This is a genomic window from Bradyrhizobium sp. AS23.2 (genome assembly GCF_001908185.1).
Taxonomy (GTDB): Bacteria; Pseudomonadota; Alphaproteobacteria; order Rhizobiales; family Xanthobacteraceae; genus Bradyrhizobium.
Genome location: NZ_LGHM01000012.1, coordinates 14566 through 31383, shown reverse-complemented (window position 1 = coordinate 31383; position 16818 = coordinate 14566). Strand labels below are relative to the sequence as shown.

At 61.9% G+C, this 16818-nt stretch carries 16 protein-coding genes; 4 read left to right on the top strand and 12 right to left on the bottom strand.

Annotated elements, in window-relative coordinates:
- Positions 1–33 precede the first annotated feature (33 nt).
- Entirely contained in the window at positions 34–765 is a 732-nt protein-coding gene (locus tag AC630_RS02360; RefSeq protein WP_074116878.1) for a cytochrome c biogenesis CcdA family protein, read from the bottom strand.
- 75 nt (positions 766–840) lie between these two features.
- Between AC630_RS02360 and AC630_RS02355 the strand changes: the two genes are divergently transcribed.
- From AC630_RS02355 to AC630_RS02345, 3 genes are all read left to right on the top strand, one after another.
- Positions 841–1212: a thioredoxin domain-containing protein gene (locus AC630_RS02355; RefSeq protein WP_143197745.1), complete on the top strand. Its 372-nt coding sequence runs from the start codon at positions 841–843 to the stop codon at positions 1210–1212.
- Positions 1213–1250: 38 nt separating this feature from the next.
- Positions 1251–1601, top strand: coding sequence for an ArsR/SmtB family transcription factor (locus AC630_RS02350; RefSeq protein WP_074116877.1), 351 nt, complete (start codon positions 1251–1253; stop codon positions 1599–1601).
- A 72-nt stretch (positions 1602–1673) separates the two neighbouring features.
- Positions 1674–2753 carry a YeeE/YedE family protein gene (locus AC630_RS02345; protein WP_074116876.1) on the top strand — a complete coding sequence of 360 codons (1080 nt, stop codon included), beginning with the start codon at positions 1674–1676 and terminating at the stop codon, positions 2751–2753.
- A gap of 52 nt (positions 2754–2805) precedes the next feature.
- Here AC630_RS02345 and AC630_RS02340 read toward each other — a convergent pair whose 3' ends face one another.
- From AC630_RS02340 to AC630_RS02310, 7 genes are all read right to left on the bottom strand, one after another.
- Positions 2806–4035, bottom strand: coding sequence for a Zn-dependent hydrolase (locus tag AC630_RS02340; protein ID WP_074116875.1), 1230 nt, complete (start codon positions 4033–4035; stop codon positions 2806–2808).
- Positions 4032–5321, bottom strand: coding sequence for an ArgE/DapE family deacylase (locus AC630_RS02335; RefSeq protein ID WP_074116874.1), 1290 nt, complete (start codon positions 5319–5321; stop codon positions 4032–4034). The genes AC630_RS02340 and AC630_RS02335 overlap by 4 nt, the downstream gene beginning before the upstream one ends.
- 51 nt (positions 5322–5372) lie before the next feature.
- Positions 5373–6389 carry a branched-chain amino acid ABC transporter permease gene (locus tag AC630_RS02330; RefSeq protein WP_074116873.1) on the bottom strand — a complete coding sequence of 339 codons (1017 nt, stop codon included), beginning with the start codon at positions 6387–6389 and terminating at the stop codon, positions 5373–5375.
- 51 nt (positions 6390–6440) lie between these two features.
- Entirely contained in the window at positions 6441–7313 is an 873-nt protein-coding gene (locus AC630_RS02325) for a branched-chain amino acid ABC transporter permease (protein WP_074116872.1), read from the bottom strand.
- Positions 7314–7330: 17 nt separating this feature from the next.
- On the bottom strand, positions 7331–8050 hold the full coding sequence (locus tag AC630_RS02320; protein WP_074116871.1) for an ABC transporter ATP-binding protein: 720 nt from the start codon (positions 8048–8050) through the stop codon (positions 7331–7333).
- Entirely contained in the window at positions 8043–8786 is a 744-nt protein-coding gene (locus tag AC630_RS02315; protein WP_208866949.1) for an ABC transporter ATP-binding protein, read from the bottom strand. The genes AC630_RS02320 and AC630_RS02315 overlap by 8 nt, the downstream gene beginning before the upstream one ends.
- A gap of 78 nt (positions 8787–8864) precedes the next feature.
- Positions 8865–10091, bottom strand: coding sequence for an ABC transporter substrate-binding protein (locus tag AC630_RS02310; RefSeq protein ID WP_074116870.1), 1227 nt, complete (start codon positions 10089–10091; stop codon positions 8865–8867).
- 445 nt (positions 10092–10536) lie between these two features.
- Here AC630_RS02310 and AC630_RS02305 point away from each other — a divergent pair, with 445 nt between their 5' ends.
- A complete protein-coding gene (locus tag AC630_RS02305) occupies positions 10537–11286 on the top strand; it encodes an IclR family transcriptional regulator (RefSeq protein WP_208866948.1) in 750 nt (249 codons plus the stop codon).
- A gap of 83 nt (positions 11287–11369) precedes the next feature.
- Here the strand turns inward: AC630_RS02305 and AC630_RS02300 are convergent, their stop codons facing one another.
- Genes AC630_RS02300 through AC630_RS02285 form a run of 4 tightly spaced genes read right to left on the bottom strand, consistent with a single transcriptional unit; the run spans position 11370 to position 16811 of the window.
- Entirely contained in the window at positions 11370–12986 is a 1617-nt protein-coding gene (locus tag AC630_RS02300) for a class I adenylate-forming enzyme family protein (RefSeq protein ID WP_245330236.1), read from the bottom strand.
- Complete coding sequence (locus tag AC630_RS02295) at positions 12922–13821, bottom strand: enoyl-CoA hydratase/isomerase family protein (RefSeq protein ID WP_245330235.1); 900 nt, start codon at positions 13819–13821, stop codon at positions 12922–12924. The genes AC630_RS02300 and AC630_RS02295 overlap by 65 nt, the downstream gene beginning before the upstream one ends.
- 38 nt (positions 13822–13859) lie before the next feature.
- Positions 13860–14822 (bottom strand): hydroxymethylglutaryl-CoA lyase, encoded by a 963-nt coding sequence (locus tag AC630_RS02290; RefSeq protein WP_074116866.1) that lies wholly within the window; start codon positions 14820–14822, stop codon positions 13860–13862.
- 6 nt (positions 14823–14828) lie between these two features.
- The gene (locus tag AC630_RS02285; protein WP_074116865.1) at positions 14829–16811 is read right to left on the bottom strand and encodes an acetyl/propionyl/methylcrotonyl-CoA carboxylase subunit alpha; all 1983 of its coding nucleotides are present in this window, start codon (positions 16809–16811) and stop codon (positions 14829–14831) included.
- Positions 16812–16818 lie beyond the last annotated feature (7 nt).

The following is a 16818-nucleotide window of genomic DNA, read 5'->3' as shown; positions in this document are numbered from 1 at the left end:
ACCGGTATCCACTTCGCTCGAAAACGCTCTAGGTCAGCCGATGCTGGTCAGTCCAGGGAAATGCTCGAGCAGCCATTCGGAGACCGCGGGCATCAAGCCGGTCAGGAACATCAATCCGGTTACGACCAGAAAGGCCCCCATTGCTTTCTCAACTGCGCCAAGATGCCGGCGCGCGCGGCCCAGCGCCGCGATGAAGCGGCCGGTGAAGGCCGCGGCAATCAGGAAAGGAATGCCGGTCCCGACCGAATAGGCGAGCAGCAAGAGCGCTCCTCGGCCCGTAGTGTCCTCGGCCCCTGCCATCATCAGCACAGCGGCGAGAATGGGCCCTGCGCAGGGTGTCCAGCCAAACGCAAACGCCAAGCCCATGACGAAGGCGCCCGCCACGCCGGCCGGCCGGTTGTCGACCTGCACCGTCGCGCTGCGATAGAGCAGTGGAATCCTGAGCACGCCGAGAAAATGCAGGCCCATGACGATGATCAGGACGCCGGCGACGAGGCCGAGCGTGGACAAATGGGCGGAAACAAAGCGTCCGGCAATCGATGCGGTCGAGCCGAGCGCAACGAACACGAGGGAGAAGCCCGCCACGAAGGCCAGCGCGGAAATCAGGATGCGGGGGCGCAGATCGGAACGGCCGTCGGAGAGATCCGTGACCGAAACGCCCGCCATGTAGCAAAGGAAGGGCGGGACAAGGGGCAGGATGCAGGGCGACAGAAACGACAACAGGCCCGCGACGAAGGCTGCACCGAGCGTGACGTCCAAGGTCATTGCGTCTCATCCCTAGAACATATACGAATGTAATGATATAAAGCGCCGAGGAAGTCCAGAGATCGTTTAGAAGGCATGAGCCGAATCATCGCAATCCTCCTGGCCATTGGCGCCTTCGCGCTCCCGGCGACGGGTTCGCGTGCCGCCGAGCTCGTCATGTTCGAGCGGGCGGGCTGCGCCTGGTGCGCGCGCTTTGACGCCGAGATCGCGCCGATCTACGGCAAGACCGAGGAAGGCCAGATCGCGCCGCTGCGTCGCGTCGACCTGAACGGCCCCCGTCCCGCCGACCTCGCCGGAATCGATCCGGGCGCCTTCACGCCGACTTTCGTCGTGGTAAAAGAGGGCCGCGAGATCGGGCGCATTCGAGGTTATCCGGGGGATGCCTTCTTCTTCGGCCTGTTGGACCGGATCCTCGCCGGGACGGGATCGGGGCCGGAAAGGTCGTGACCGCTCTCCGAGATTTTGAGCCAGGGGAATTTGACGCGATGCCATTGCCAAAGCTGAAGGAGATCGAGGGTTCGGCCGAGCTCGAGCAGATGATCGAGAAGGCGCGCGAGGCCAGCGACATGCTGAAGGCCCTGTCGCACGAGTCTCGATTGCTCCTGCTTTGCATCCTCGCCGAAGGCGAGAAATCGGTGACCGAACTCGAGCAGTTCCTCGGCGAGCGGCAGTCGACCGTCTCGCAACAGCTCGCGCGCCTCAGGCTGGACCGGCTGGTCACGACCCGCCGGGACGGCAAGGCGATCTACTACAGTCTCGCCAACGAAGACGTCCGCAAGATTCTCACCGCCATATACGACGTGTTCTGCGAGCCGGTGCGTCGGCGCCGCCGGTGATTTTCCGCTCTGGATTTTCGGACCTTCCTAGCGCAGACTGCCAAGCAAGCAGAACAAAGACGTCCGGTAGGCATGCTGAGTCCTTCGATCATAGCGTTCGCGTGCGGGCTTGGCGCCGGCGCGGTGCTCGGTGTTGCCGGCCGGGCGGGTCGTTTCTGCACGCTTGCGATGCTTGAGGACGCGTTCTTCGGATCGGATTTCCGCCGGTTGAAGTCCTTTGCCCTTGCAGCCGCCGTCGCGATGCTTGCGACGCAGGCACTGGCTGAATTCAGCGTCGTCGATCTGTCGCGGTCGATCTACCTGACGTCGTCGATCGGCTTCGGTGGCGCGATCATCGGCGGGCTGATGTTCGGCGTCGGCATGGCGCTGGTCGGCACCTGCGGCTTCGGCACGCTCGTCCGTGTCGGCGGCGGCGATTTGCGCGCCATCGTGGTCTTTCTTGTGCTCGGTCTCTCGGCGCTCGCGACCATGCGCGGCATTACGGGGATGCTGCGCCTGGCGTTGATCGAGCCCTTGGCCATCCGGCTGCCCGAGGGCACCAATCAGACGATGACATCGCTGCTCGCTGTGGGCACCTCGACGCATGCAGTTCTCGTCGCATCGGTTGCAGCCACGCTGGCCTTCTGGGCGCTCGCGGACGGAAAACTGATCCGATCGCGGAGACTATTGCTCTCCGGCCTTGCCGTCGGCGCCGCCATCGCGTTCGGCTGGTTCGCGACGGGGTGGCTCGCGGATGACGAATTTGATCCCGCCCGAGTTTCCTCGCTCACTTTTGTCGCTCCGCTCGGCGACGCGATCCTATACATCGCCACCTTCTCAGGCGCGCGGCTGAATTTCGGTATCGGCTCCGTTGCCGGCGTTGTAGCGGGCTCTTTTGCCGCGGCACTGCTCGCACGTGGCTTCCGCTGGGAAGCCTGCGACGACGCTCGCGAATTGAAGCGTCACATGACCGGCGCGCTTCTGATGGGCATCGGAGGGGTCATGTCGATGGGATGCACCATCGGCCAGGGATTGACCGCATTCTCGACGCTTGCTCTCTCGGCGCCGATCACCATGCTGGCGATCGCCTGCGGAGCCCGACTCGGGCTCGAGTTCACGATGACCGGCGAGTGGCTGCCAGCAGTGCGCAGGCTATTCGGCATGTCGACGTAACGAGACAGCATTTCGTTTCTGAGCCGCTATTTGTCGCGCCATAATCGGTCAATTAACCCGCAAGCTTCGACACCATATTCAGCAACACATCGGCTCCATCTGCACATTGTTGGGGTGTGCTGTATTCGGCCTCGTTGTGGCTGATCCCGCTCTCGCTCGGTACGAATATCATCGCGGTTGGGCAGATTGTGTTCATCGGCACCGCGTCATGGCCGGCAACCGTAAGAATGTCCCGGTGCGAAAGCTTGAGCGCCTTTGCCGTCTCCCGGACCATCGCCGTCACGCCAGGATCGAACTCGATGGGGCCGAATTCGAAGTACTGCTCGAGCGATATCTCGACGCCGCGCTCCGACGCCACCTTGACGCAGGCGTCACGCAGCTCCTGCTCCATCGCCAGCATTTCCGATTGATCGCTATGCCGAACATCGCAGCTCAACCGGACCTCGCCGGGAATGACCCCGCGCACATTGGGATAGAGCGAAAGATGCGGCGCATTCGACCGGCCTTCGCGACCTCGTGATCGACCGATGCGGTCGACCTCCAGGGTCAACGCGGCCGCGGCGACCAGCGCGTCGCGACGCATGTCCATGGGCGTCGGCCCCACATGAGCGGGCTCGCCTGTCACAGTAGCCACGAAGTAGCGAGCGTTGAAGGATCCGTTCACGACGCCGATCTGCTCGCCGCCTTCCTTCATCAACGGCCCCTGCTCGATGTGAAGTTCGAGATAGGCCGAAATCTTGCGACCGCCTACGGGAGCATTACCGGCATAGCCGATGCGTGCAAGCGCCTCAGCCACAGTGACCCCGTCGCCGTCGGTGCGGCCGAGGGCCGCTCCGAGGCTATAGTCACCGGAGAATACCGATGATCCCAGCGTCATTGGCGAAAAGCGTGCCCCCTCTTCGTTGGTCCAGACGGCGACTTCCACGGGCGCTTTGGTCTTGATCGAGAGCTCATCGAGGCGGCGAAGCACCTCGATTCCGCTGACCACCCCGAGCACACCGTCGAACTTGCCGCCGGTCGGCACCGTGTCGAGATGACTCCCGATCATGACCGGCGCCGCGCGCGAGTCCGTGCCCTCGCGTCGGGCAAAGATGTTGCCGATACGATCGACGGTGACGCTGCAACCCAATGCCTTCGCCCAGCTGCAGAACCGGTCGCGCGCCTGCTTGTCCTCGTCCGTCAGCGCCAGCCGCCGACAACCACCGCCTGGCGTCTGGCCGAAGGTTCCCATTTCCATCAGCGAGGACCAGAGCCGCTCGCCGTCAACCCTGAATGTGCTCATGCTTTCACCCGCTCGATTCCACACCAATCCGCGAGGAATAGCGCCATGGTCTTGGTCACAGCGCGCAGACTATTGAGATCGACCCGCTCGTCGAAACCATGAGCGCTCTCGCAAATTGGTCCGTACACGATGGCCGGCGTTCCCTGATAAAGCCCGAAGAAACGCGCGTCCGTTGCCGCCGACGTCACCTCCTCTTCCAGCGCCGTGCCGAACACCATCCGATGGCTGTCTGCCAGGACCGCCTCCTGGGCCGCACCGTTCTCGAGCACGTAGCCCTCCGCCATGTGCCCGTGATATTCGATCCGAGGAGGATTGTTGGACAGATATGGGTCCGTCAGCGCGGCGTTGCGCACGCAGGCTTCGATCTCCGCACACGCCTCGGAGAGGCTCCAACCCGGCAGGACGCTGCAGCGTACATGGAGCGTTGCCGTCGATGGCACGCTCGACGTCCATTCGCCGCCGGTGATCTCGCCGATGTTGAATCGGATCGGATGCGGATGGTTTTTGTAAACCGGGTGATCACACTTGCGCGCGTTCCATAGATCCTCCAGCGCCTTGATATGGGGCCACAGGGCAAGCGCCTTCTCGATCGCGTTGGCACCGGTCGAGGTGAAGCCGGATGCGTGCTGCGGGTCGCCGGCAACATGGACGCGAAACCAGATCAGCCCGATCTCGGCGCGCAGCAACTTTGGCTGCAACGGTTCGGGCACGAAGGCGCAATCCGCCTTGTACCCTCGCTGCAGGCAGGCGAGCGTTCCGTTGCCGGTGCATTCCTCTTCGACGACCGACTGGAAATGAATCGGCGCGGTGGGCTGGAAGCCGGCCGCACGCACCGCGTCAAAGGCGAAGAGCGTTGCGGCGAGGCCTGATTTCATGTCGCCCGCGCCGCGACCGTACATCCAGTGTCCGTCGATGCGTGGTTCGAAGGGCGGGGTTGTCCATCGCGCTGCATCTCCAGTCGGCACCACGTCGACATGACCATTGAAGATCAGCGATCGTCCTTTGCGTGTCGCCGGCCGGTAGGTACCGACGACGTTGAAGGAATTTTCGTAGGATATCGTTACAGGGGCGAATCCCGGCAGATGCTTGATGTCGTCAACGTCGATGCGCCATTGGTCGACGGACAGGTCGCGCTCGGCCATCGCGCTGGCCATGAAATCCTGAACCGTGTGTTCCTGGCCGCGCAAGGAAGGGATGCGAACGAAATCCTGGGTGAAACGAAGCTGCCTGTCGAAGCTTCGATCGACAGCCTCGATGATCGCGGACGCGACGTCCTGGTCCAACATGATCTATTCCCTGTTTATGATTGGTCTGTGCGCAGTCCGGCGGCACAGAGGCTAGAGGTGTTTGGCCGGTGACGTGGTGGGAGCCCTAAGGTAGGTAATGCGCCGCCGCACGAGTGGTCCGAGCGTTGCAAGCCCTTTGGGCAGGAACATCACAACGGTGATGATGATCGCGCCGTAGATCAGCAGCCGCAGGTCGTTGAGATCGCGCAGCAGCTCGACGACACATGTGAGAACCAGCGCACCGACGAGCGGTCCGCTCAGTGTGCCGAGACCACCGACGAGCGCCATCGCGATGACGAGAATCATGAGATCGGGCCCGACAGCCGCGCTCGGTGTGAGGATCCCGATGTAGTGACCGAAGAACGCACCGGCGAGCCCGACCAGGAAAGCACTGACGCCGAACACCAACAACTTGTGACGGGTCAAGTTCACGCCGAGGCTCTCGGCAGCATCTTCAGCGTCTCGCATGGCAACGAGGGCGAGTCCCGACTTGGACCGCATGAGAAGCGTGATCAGGCCTGTCGAGAACACCAATAGAACCAGGATAAGATAGTAGTATCCAGCCTTGTCCGCCGGCGTGAACTTCATCTCGCCGAGCACCGGCAGCGTGAAGCTCTCGAACGGTGGAATGCCCCAAAGTCCGAGTTCGCCGCGAGTGATCGATTGCAGATTGGAGATGGTGATGCGCACAATCTCGGCAAAGCCAAGTGTCACGATGGCCACATGCGGCATCGATCTGATGCGCAGGATCGGCAGTCCGATGAACAGGCCAGCCACGGTGGCGATCAAGGCAGCGATCCAGATCGTAAGCCAGGGACTAAGGCCCGAATGCAGGGCGACCAGCGCGGAGGAATATGCGCCAATGCCGAAGAAGGCATGGTGACCGAATGTCTTGAGGCCTGCAAACCCGGTCACCAGATTCCACGCCGAGGCGAATATCCCGAAGATCATCGACAAGATCAACACGTGGAGCACGTAGGAGTTGCTCGAAAGCAGCGGCAAAGCAGCCAGCGCGGCCAGTGTGATCGCGACGAGAAGCCATTGCCATGGCCTAAGCGGCTCAAACATGCGTTCTACCCAACCATATACAAGCAGATGACATCGCGAGGAGTGGCATCGTCAGCTTTTGCTGCCGAACAGGCCCCAAGGCCGAACCCAGATCACCGCGATCATGAGAGCGAAGGCAATGACATCTCTCCATTCCGTGGATGTCAGCTGCACACCGACTGCCTCGACCACGCCGAGAAGAAGACCGCCGACGATCGCTCCGGGAAAGCTACCCAGACCACCGAGAATGACCACGACGAAGCCCTTGAACAGGATGGGAAGGCCGCTCCATGGCGTGATGGCGTAGATCGGCGCCATCATCGCCGCGGCGATGGCACCCAACGCAGCGGCAATGCCGAAGGTGATGAGATAGATCCGCGACGCAGGGATACCAACGACAGCAGCGGCATCCCGGTCCTGCGAGGTGGCGCGGATCGCCCAGCCAAGCCGGGTGGCTTTCAGCACGTAGGTCATGACCGCAATAGTCAGAATCGCGACGCCCAGTATGAGCAGGCGCTGCATGGGAATGCGGACACCTGCGAATTCGACGATGCCGGTCACATAATAAGGTACGCTCTGCACATTCTCGCCGAACAGCAGCAGGGCGGAATTCTGAAGAAAGATCGACAGGCCAAGCGTGACGGCGATGGTGGAGAAAGCCCATCCCTCCCGTTGCAACAGATAGTGGATCGTAAGTCGCTGAATGAGAGCGCCGAGGAGGAAGGCAGCCAGCAGCGCTATCGGAATCGCGAGATAGGCAGGAACCCCGCAGGTGACGACCAGAAAGAAGACGAGGTAGCCGCCCAGCATGTAGAATTCGCCATGCGCCAGGTTGAGCACGCGCATGGTGCCGTAGATCAACGCAATACCGCTACCGACCAGCGCGTACATTGATCCGATGATCAACCCGTTGATGATTTGCTCGATGAAGAGAGAGAAGGTCATCGGAGGCTTCCTCGCGCCTAGACGCCCAGATAAACGCGACGGATAACGTCCGAATGGATCATCTCTTCGCCGGTCCCCGTCAACATCATCCGCCCGCTCTCCAACAGGTAACCGCGATGGGACACGCCGAATGAAAGATGGACGTTCTGCTCGTTGAAGACCACCGAGATTCCCTCCTGGTTGATCCGCTGGATGATGCTGGCGATCTGGCTGACGATCCGTGGGGCCAATCCGAGATAGGGTTCGTCCATCAGCAGCAGCCGCGGGCGCGACATCAGGCTGCGCGCAATGGCCACCATCTGCTGCTCGCCACCACTCATCCGCCCTGCGATCTGGTCCCGACGTTCGGCAAGAATCGGGAAGAGGCTTTCAACCCATTCGAGACGCGAGGCGGTGTTCTTGTTGACGCTGCGGTGATAGGCGCCAAGCAGGATGTTCTCGCGCACGGTCATGGCGCCGAACAGGCGACGTCGTTCCAGCACCATTGAGATACCACGAGCGACCATTTCATGGGTTGGCACCTTCGTCAGATCCTCGCCCTCGAAAATGATCTTGCCGGAGCGGACCGGGGTGAGCCCCATGATGGCCTTGAGCACCGTGCTCTTGCCGGAACCGTTGGGCCCGAGCACGGCGACGACCTCCTTCGCGCCGACCGTCATGGAGACGTCCCAGAGAATCTGAAAGTCGCCGTAGAGAACGTTGAGGTTTTCGACCCGCAGCATGGGAGCTTCAGCCATGTTGGAGCTCCTCCCCCAGATAGAGTTCGACGACCTCCGGCCGCTGCATGACATCTTCCGGCGTGCCCTCGGCCATCTTCTGGCCGCGGTTCATGAAGATCGCGCGATCAGCGAGCTCGTTGATGACGCGCATGTTGTGCTCGATGATGACAAGGGTCAGTCCCTCGCGACGAAGTTGCTTCACGAGTTCGATCAGGCCCGGGATGCTCTTCTGGTCGACACCGCCGGTCACCTCGTCGAGCAGGAGAAGCTTGGGGCGCGTCGCCATCGCGCGCGCCATCTCGAGGCGCTTGCGCTGGCCGGTGCTGAGGCCCTTGGCGAGCACGTTGGCCCGGTCGCTCAGCCCCACCATTTCCACGTAGCGGCGCGCGTCCTTGCGAGCATCCGCAATGCTGCGATGTTGGGCGAGCGATCCCACCATCACGTTCTCTTCCACCGTCAATTCCTGAAAAGGTTGCGTGATTTGGAATGTACGTGCCACCCCGGAGCGACAGCGCCCGTCAGGCCTGTAGAAGGTGATGTCCTGGCCGTCGAAGAAGATGCGACCCGCAGTCGGCTTGTGGACTCCGGCAATGACGTGGAAGGTCGTGGTCTTGCCGGCGCCGTTAGGCCCGATCAGCGCCAGGATCTCGCCGGTTTCGACCGTCAGAGACAGATTGGCGACGGCAACGATGCCACCAAAAGCCATGGTGATGTCGTCGACCCTGAGCAGAGTCTTCGAGGGCATGTTCGACATTGAACAGTCGTCCGTCCGCATAAGTGATCAAGGGATCGACGGGACCCGGCTGGAATGCCCACCGGGTCCCGCCAGGTTTCACTGGACCGGCTTGAACTTTGCGGTTGCAACCGTCGATGGCCAGATCGCGAAGCTGGTCCCGTTCTGGATCTGGGCGATCGGGATGGGGATGTAGTCGGCCCCGATGCGCGGCGTGTGCAGCTCGGTGTCATAGACATAGCGGCCGATGGCGCACTTCGTGTCGCTCTTGGCGAACGCCTCCGACAGCTTGGCCGGTTCGACCGTGCCGGCAGCCTTGAGATTGTTCAGCAGCAGCATCATCTCGCAGTAGCCCTGCGCATGATCGCCATTGCCTGCCACCTTGGCCAGGTTCTTGAATTCCGCGGCGAAGGCCTTGTGTTGGGCGCTGTTCACCGGATCGAAGAAGAACGGCGTCCAAAGCAGACCATTGGCCGCACTCCCCGCGCCCGCCAGGAATTCGGGGCGGATCGGGTAGTAGACGGCCATGTGCAGCGACTTGAGACCTTGCTCCTGAATCTGCTTGACCAGCGCGATGCCGGAATTCACGGAGGTGAAGATCGAGACGATCATGTCCGGCTCATCGGCCCGCAACTTCGAAAGCTGCGGATAGAAATCAGCGTGCCCCAGAGCTACGACTTCCTTTGACGAGACCTTCCAGCCATCCTTTTCGAACAGCGGAATCGTGTACTCGGCGTTTGACTTGCCGTAGTCCGTGTCTTCCACCACGAAGGCAATCTTCTTGCTCTTGGGCTTGAAGCTTCCGGCGTCGATCAGTTCCTTGGTGGATGCGAAAACGGCCTGCGCATAGGCGTCGCTATTGAAGCTTGATTTCCAGAAATTAGCGAAACGCTTCGGGTCCGATTGGATCTTCTTGGCGATCTCGATCGAGACCGGCTGGCCGCTCATGGCGAACTTGCCGAAGCTTGGCACGACCTCCATGATGGCGAGCGTGACGGAGCTGGCGATGCTGTCGCCGACGAGAATATCGACCTTGTCGCGGCTTAGCAGCTTCTGTGCGGCGCTGACGCCAACTTCGGGCCGCGAGGCGCTGTCTTCGAAGATGAGCTTGATCGTCTTCTGCGCGCCGTCGACCTTGATCCCGCCGTCCTTGTTGACCTGGGCCGCCGCGGCCTCATAGGCCTGACGCATCGATATTCCCGACTGGGCGGCTGGTCCGCTCAGCGGGCCGATCACGCCAATAGCGATTTCGGCAGCCGGCGCGGTCGTAGCGAGCGTCACGCCGAGAGTGGCGCCAAGAGCGTATGCGAATATGCGGCTTCTCATTCCAAACCCTTCCTTAGTCTTCCTCTAACCATCGACCGTTTCTGATTGCCGGCCTGTTCGACGTCGGTCGCTTCAAGCCCATCCACCCGCGATGAAGCGCGCGTCAGGGTCGTGATGCGTCCCTTTGGAGCAATGCTCGTCACCCGGAGCAGAGGCCGCAGGATAGTGTCGGCCCTTTCCAATCGTGTCAAGGCATGACATAATGTGTCACCTGATAACACACGCCTCGGCGCTTCAAGCAGGAGGCTTGCTGCTAATTTGATTGAGACCGGAGGCGGTGAGACATGACGATCGCGCCAGGGGTGACTCTGCAGGCCCAATCACGACTGCTGTGCCCTGACGGCTCACCGTCAGGCTGTTTCATTGTTTTTTGAGCGAGATACCGTTGACCCCGCCTGTCGCAACTCACGCATCAGATTCGCCTCGCAAGTCGAGCTTGCCAGTTGTGCGAGCCGTCGAGCGCGCTGCCGCGCTGCTCAAAGCCTTCTCGCCCGAACATTCACGATTGACTCTCGCCGAACTCGCGCGCGCAACCGCCCTCGACAAGGGCACTGCACGACGGCTGCTTCACACGCTGGCCGCGGTGGATTTCATCCACATCGATCAGCAATCGCAGACTTACGCACTCGGCGCCGCTGTCCTGATGTTGGCGCCGGCCGTTAGTGTCGGCGGCGATCTGAGAGAAATTGCCGCACCGTTCCTGACGCGGATTGCAGAGACGACCGGCGCCACGGCCTTCCTGTGGGTTTACCATCAGGGCGAGGCGCTGTGCATCGATCGCGTCCGCGCGCGCTCCCTCCACATCGACACGCCGTGGGCCACCATCGGTGGCCGCATTGGGCTGAATTATGCTGGCGGAGCCCGAACCTTGCTCGCGTACATCGATGCAGCCGAACGCGAGCGTGTGCTGGCCGGGCCGCTCACGCCCATGACACCGTTCACTCAGATCGATCCGGCGGCCTTGCGTGCCGATTCCGCTGCCATTCGAGCGCGTGGATGGGTGTTGGCCGTTGACGATTATGTCGTGGGGCTCGCTGGTCTCGGTGTGCCGATCTTCGATCGCAATGGCGCTTTCGTGGCCAGCCTCAGCATCACGACCCTAACGTCGCGACTGGTCCGCGAGGACGGCAGTCCGCGCTATCTCGACAGCCTGATCGATGCCGCCGCCGAGATTGGAGCAAGTTTACAGCCCTGATCGTTGGGTGAGTTCGTACCGCCGACATCGATGCGTACCATCGATTCCGACCACAACGCGGGGCACGCCTTGCGCACCAGCCGTTAGGGCTTGAGCCTGCGCTCGAGTTCCTGGCGCTGGACTTTGCCGCTCGTGGATCGCGGGAACTCGGCGAGGCTGACGAAGTGGAATGCGCGCGGCCTTTTGTAACCGGCGAGCTCGCGGGCGCACAAGTCGACGAGTTCAGCCTCGGTCGGCGGCTCGTCCCCGCCGCACGCGACGAAGGCGACCGGGACTTCCCCCCATCTGGGATCCGCGGCGCGCACAACCGCGACTTCCGTCACGCGCTTGTCGCGCAACAGGACGCGCTCAATCTCAGCAGGATAGATATTTTCGCCGCCGGACTTGATCAGATATTTGGCTCGGTCCACGAAATCGAGGGACCCGTCGGCGTTGCGCCTGAAGACGTCACCCATGTGGTACCAGCCGCCGCGGAATGCCTGCGCGTTCTCCTCGTCGGCCTGCCAGTAGCCAGAGAACAATGTAGAGCCGCGCACGGCCAGCTCTCCGGGCTCGCCTGGTGCGACCTCTTCGTCTTCAGGGTCGACCAATTTGATCTCGCAAAACCCGTTTTGCCGCTTGGATAGTCTTGTCGGAACCTCTCCCGGCGAAATCAACGCTCGCGTCGCGGGAGGAAGGCCAGTCTCGGTTGACCCGAAGCTATTCAGGTATGGCGCGCCCAGCAGCGCGGTCACCTCTGCGATCAGGTGCGGAGGCACGAGGTCCGCCATGGCCCCGCAAACCCGCACCTTCTTCACAGGTTCCTGGTGAGCTTTTAAGCCCTCGACAAAGGCTTCGATCATGCCCGGTATCAAGAGCAACCAGCCGATGTTATGCCGGGACACGGCGGTCAGAAGCGGCTCCAACTGAAATCCGTCGATGACGAGCACCATCCCGCCACGCATAAGCGTGGCGAGTGCGTGATCGTTCGAAGCCATATGGAACAGGGGAGCCCAAGCAACGAACGCATCATGCGGCGCTATGCCGAGCTCCGAGGAGAATGTCAGGGCACGCATGATCATGGCCCGGTGCGAGATCACAGCTCCCTTCGGAAGGCCGGTCGTCCCACTCGTGTACAGTATAATAAGGCCGTCCTCCGAGCGTGCCACAGACGGAGGAGAGCTCCCTGCCTGCTGTGCGAGTTCACTCTCGTAATGCGGCCCGATCTCGAGAACGGATGGCGATCCAACGACAGGCGGGAGGCTGCTCACGAGATCGGCTTCCACGATCAGAAGTGCCGGCGCGATAAGCTCAATGCAATGAGCGAGCTCGCGACCTGCCAATCGCCAGTTGAGGCATGCCGTAATGACCCCGAGATGAGCAGCCGCGAGTTCGACCTCAAGATATTCAGGGCGGTTTCGCGAGAGCAAGCCAAGCCGATCACCGCGCTTCAGCCCACGCGCGGTGAGCACGGCACTCAGCCGTCGGACACGATCGAGAAGCTCTCCATAAGAGATGCATCGATCGCGATATTCGATCGCGACTCGCTGGGCGTTGACCTCGGCGCATGTTTCAAACAGGTCGCCAACGGTCCCAACCGCACATGCCGCACCGATCTCGCTATTGAATCCGATCGTCATAGGTTGCCTCACGAAATCAAATCGGGCACTCCGGCGGAAACACTGGCTTACGCTTCTCAATGTGGGACGCCAGGCCTTCACGAGCCTCCAGCCCGCTAAAGCCGAGGATTTCCAGCGCTGTCGATGTATCGAACAGCGGACCATTGACCCGAAGCCAGTTGTTCAACGAGTATTTTGTCCAACGGATGGCGCTTTGCGCGCCGTTTGCTAAGTCCTCGGCAGTTTCGAGCGCGACCTTCTGCAGGTCGGCATCCTCGACGCAGAGCGAGACCAGCCCGATGCGCTCAGCCTCCTCGCCGGATAGCGGCTTGCAGGTCATCAGATAGTATTTGGCCTTGGCCAAGCCACACAGCAGCGGCCAAATGATGCAGGCGACGTCGCCCGCCGCGACGCCAAGCCGGGTGTGACCGTCGACAATGCGTGCCGACTTTCCGCAGATCGATACATCCGCAAGGATACCGACGACCAGACCGGCGCCGACCGCGACGCCATTGATGGCCGAAATGATCGGCTTGTTGCAGTTGATAACGTTGTAGACGAGATCCTTCGCTTCCTTCCAGGTGGCCATACGCGCCACCGGATTGTCGAGGAGGCTCTTGATCAGCTCGAAATCGCCACCGGCCGAAAAAGCCTTCCCGGCTCCCGTAACGATGACGGCGCTGATCTCCGGATCGTCATTGATGTCGCGCCAGATATGCGTGAGCTGGGTGTGGGTTTCCGCATCGACCGAATTGTAGGATTCGGGGCGGTCGAACGTCAGCCGCAAGACTCGCTTTGACGGATAGTCGATTTTCAACTTCGTATAGGCGGCGTAACGAGTCGACATGGATGTTCTCCCTCTTGATATTCCTGCGGTTGGCGACGCCCACCTGCGAGCCTCTTGGGCGTTCAGATCGTCATCTCCATTGCCGAGCACTTCCAGCGCTCAGGTCGACCTACGACCTGATGATCTTCTCACTCATGCCGGGTCCGGAACCGGCTCAGCGAGCCACTGTGCATGACCCGTCCGCCAAGAGGACGGCCAATGATCCGCTCAGCCAGCCGCGCGGCCTCGATCAGCGCATCGAGGTCGACGCCGGTTGCGATTCCCATTTCATGCGCCATGAAGACCATGTCTTCGGTACAAACATTCCCGGCTGCCGCCCCGTTATCGTGTCCGGCAAACGGACAGCCGCCCAATCCGGCGACGGAGCTGTCGAACAGATCGACCCCCATGCGCAGGGCAGCGTAAAAGCTGGCGGGCCCGCTACCGCGCGTATCGTGGAGGTGCAATCCGATCCGCGCATCGGGTGCGACTTCGCGAACGGCTCCGACGCGACGTTCGATCTCGGTCGGCACGGCCCACCCCACCGTGTCGGCAAGGTAGATCGCCGGAAGCGGGCGACGATCCCTCCCGCAGCGATCCACAATCCACCGCACCTGGTCAGTGACGGCCGAGACCGGAACATCGCCCTGCAGGTTGCAGCCGAATGCCGTCATGATGTAAGCGGCCTGAACAGATACACCCGCCTCATCGTAGAGCCGAATCCAGTCATCCTGTTGCTGCAGCATGGCCTCGGCAGTACGCCCGTTGTTTTGCAACGCGAACGCGTTGGAGGCGTAGAACAGCAATATCCCCTTGAGATCAACGTTTCGCGCGCCCGCCGCTTGCCTGAACCCATTCTCGTTCAGCCACAATGCGGTATGCGCGACACCGGGAACTTTCTCGATGTGCGCGAAGAGTTCGGCGGCATCCGCCATCTGCGGCACGCGTTTCGGATTGACGAACGATGCCACCTGGATCTGCTTCAGTCCTGTTCGCGACAGCGCGTCAACCAGGGCGACCCGATCCGCCAAAGGGTATATCGTCTTCTCGAACTGGAACCCCTCTCGGGGTCCCTCCTCGTGGATCTCGATATGCGACGGCAGATCGCTCATGGAAACTTACTCCGATTCCGGCGTCACGACGAACACCACCTGATCGCGCTCGACGGTGCCTCCCACCGGACACTCGATGGCAGTGACCCGACCTGCAAACGGCGCAACGATGGACAGCTCCATTTTCATCGACTCCATCACCGCAAGCACGTCGCCGGCGGCGATCAGCTGCCCCTGCTCCGCATGAACCGACACGATGCGGCCCATCATGGGCGCACGAACCTGCCCATCACCGGCGCCGGCCTGCGCGAGCAGCGAGCCCGACAGATAAGGATGCACCTCGAAGCTGGAGCTCGCAATGGCGGACGCGAAACCGGCGAACGTATCCGACAGCACCGGCGTGACCGTTATCGCGAGTCCATCGCACGAAACCATAGTCGTACCATTGTCGTGTGCATGGAAATCGAGCGTCCGAACATTTCCATCGACGCCGACCACAAGACGATCCCGTCCGCCGGCATAGCCAAACGTCACCTCGTGGTTCCGGCCCGACGCGACAAGCCGCAGCGTCGGCACCGTTGCAGGCTCGGACTTGCCCACGCCCAGCCGCCATGCGGTCAATCCTTCACAACCGCACCATGTCCGATCCTTTCGTGCCCATAGCCACAGGCCTGCGGCGATGTGCACTTCTAGCGGGTGCCTGACCGCTTCCCCGCTCGCGGCCGTCATCGCGTCGATGGTCCCGGTATGCACTTCGTTCGACAGCACGGCGGGCTCGGCAACGATGCGGTGAAGAAAGCCCAAATTGGTCGTCACGCCACCGACGCTGCAGTCGCGCAGTGCCATCGCCAGCCTTGAATAGGCCTCCTCACGCGTCGCCCCGATCGCGATCAGCTTGGCGATCATAGGGTCATAATAGGGCGTGATCGGCATTCCCGCAGCAACGCCCGCATCGACCCGAACCATATCCGTCAGATGCAGTTTCTCGATCGTCCCCGTAGACGGCAAAAAGCCCTTGTCGGCATCCTCGGCATAAAGCCGCGCCTCGACCGCTACACCGGAAGCCGATACGTCGGCCTGCGAGAGCGGCAACCGGCCGGTCGCGACGGCGCGGATCTGCAGTTCGACCAGGTCGAGATCGGTAATCAATTCGGTCGTCGGGTGCTCGACCTGAATGCGCGGATTCACCTCGAGGAAGAAGGCGGCTCCATCCTTCACGATGAACTCCACCGTGCCAAGGCCAGCATAGCGAACCTTGGCGCCAAGCCGAACTGCATGCGCCAGGATTTCGGCGCGCAGAGCCGGTTCAAGGCTGAGGACCGGGGCTTCTTCGATCACCTTCTGGTGCCGCCTCTGCAGGCTGCACTCACGATCGAACAGATGAATGACGTTACCTTGTCCGTCGCCGAGGATCTGGACCTCGATGTGACGGGCATCGGGCAGAAATTGTTCGACGATCAGACGTGGATCACCGAACGAACTCTTGCCTTCGCGCATCGCGGCCGCGATGTCGGCCCGCACTGTCGCGGCATTCGTCACGACGCGCATCCCCTTGCCGCCGCCGCCGGCGGCCGCCTTGAGCAGAACCGGAAGACGCATGGTTGCGACGGCGGCCGCGATGTCCTCGACGGAAGCGCTGGGCTCATCCGTCCCGGGAACCACGGGAACGCCTGCGCGCCGCGCCACCTGCTTGGCGGAGGCCTTGTTGCCGAAGTCTCTGAGCACCTGCGGCGACGGTCCGATGAAGGCTATCCCGTGTTCTTTCAGAGCCTCCGCGAAGTCGCCGTTCTCGGCGAGAAAGCCGTAGCCGGGATGAACCGCGTCGGCGCCGACGCGCCGGGCGGCCTCGATGATACGCTCGATAACGAGGTAACTGTCGCCTGCGGCCGCGGCCCCGATCTCTACCGATTCACCTATCTCGCGCACGTGGAGCGCGGTGCGGTCGGCGGCCGAATGTACCGTTGCGACCTCGATTCCGAGACGACGACAAGTCCGGGCAATCCGGCAGGCGATTTCACCACGATTGGCGACAAGAATCTTGCGAAACACGCGACTA

Bases quoted from the DNA above. Each gene is read 5' to 3' on its own strand.
- AC630_RS02360 (WP_074116878.1), bottom strand. From the start codon at position 765: ATGACCTTGGACGTCACGCTCGGTGCAGCCTTCGTCGCGGGCCTGTTG.
- AC630_RS02355 (WP_143197745.1), top strand. From the start codon at position 841: ATGAGCCGAATCATCGCAATCCTCCTGGCCATTGGCGCCTTCGCGCTC.
- AC630_RS02350 (WP_074116877.1), top strand. From the start codon at position 1,251: ATGCCATTGCCAAAGCTGAAGGAGATCGAGGGTTCGGCCGAGCTCGAG.
- AC630_RS02345 (WP_074116876.1), top strand. From the start codon at position 1,674: ATGCTGAGTCCTTCGATCATAGCGTTCGCGTGCGGGCTTGGCGCCGGC.
- AC630_RS02340 (WP_074116875.1), bottom strand. From the start codon at position 4,035: ATGAGCACATTCAGGGTTGACGGCGAGCGGCTCTGGTCCTCGCTGATG.
- AC630_RS02335 (WP_074116874.1), bottom strand. From the start codon at position 5,321: ATGTTGGACCAGGACGTCGCGTCCGCGATCATCGAGGCTGTCGATCGA.
- AC630_RS02330 (WP_074116873.1), bottom strand. From the start codon at position 6,389: ATGTTTGAGCCGCTTAGGCCATGGCAATGGCTTCTCGTCGCGATCACA.
- AC630_RS02325 (WP_074116872.1), bottom strand. From the start codon at position 7,313: ATGACCTTCTCTCTCTTCATCGAGCAAATCATCAACGGGTTGATCATC.
- AC630_RS02320 (WP_074116871.1), bottom strand. From the start codon at position 8,050: ATGGCTGAAGCTCCCATGCTGCGGGTCGAAAACCTCAACGTTCTCTAC.
- AC630_RS02315 (WP_208866949.1), bottom strand. From the start codon at position 8,786: ATGTCGAACATGCCCTCGAAGACTCTGCTCAGGGTCGACGACATCACC.
- AC630_RS02310 (WP_074116870.1), bottom strand. From the start codon at position 10,091: ATGAGAAGCCGCATATTCGCATACGCTCTTGGCGCCACTCTCGGCGTG.
- AC630_RS02290 (WP_074116866.1), bottom strand. From the start codon at position 14,822: ATGAGCGATCTGCCGTCGCATATCGAGATCCACGAGGAGGGACCCCGA.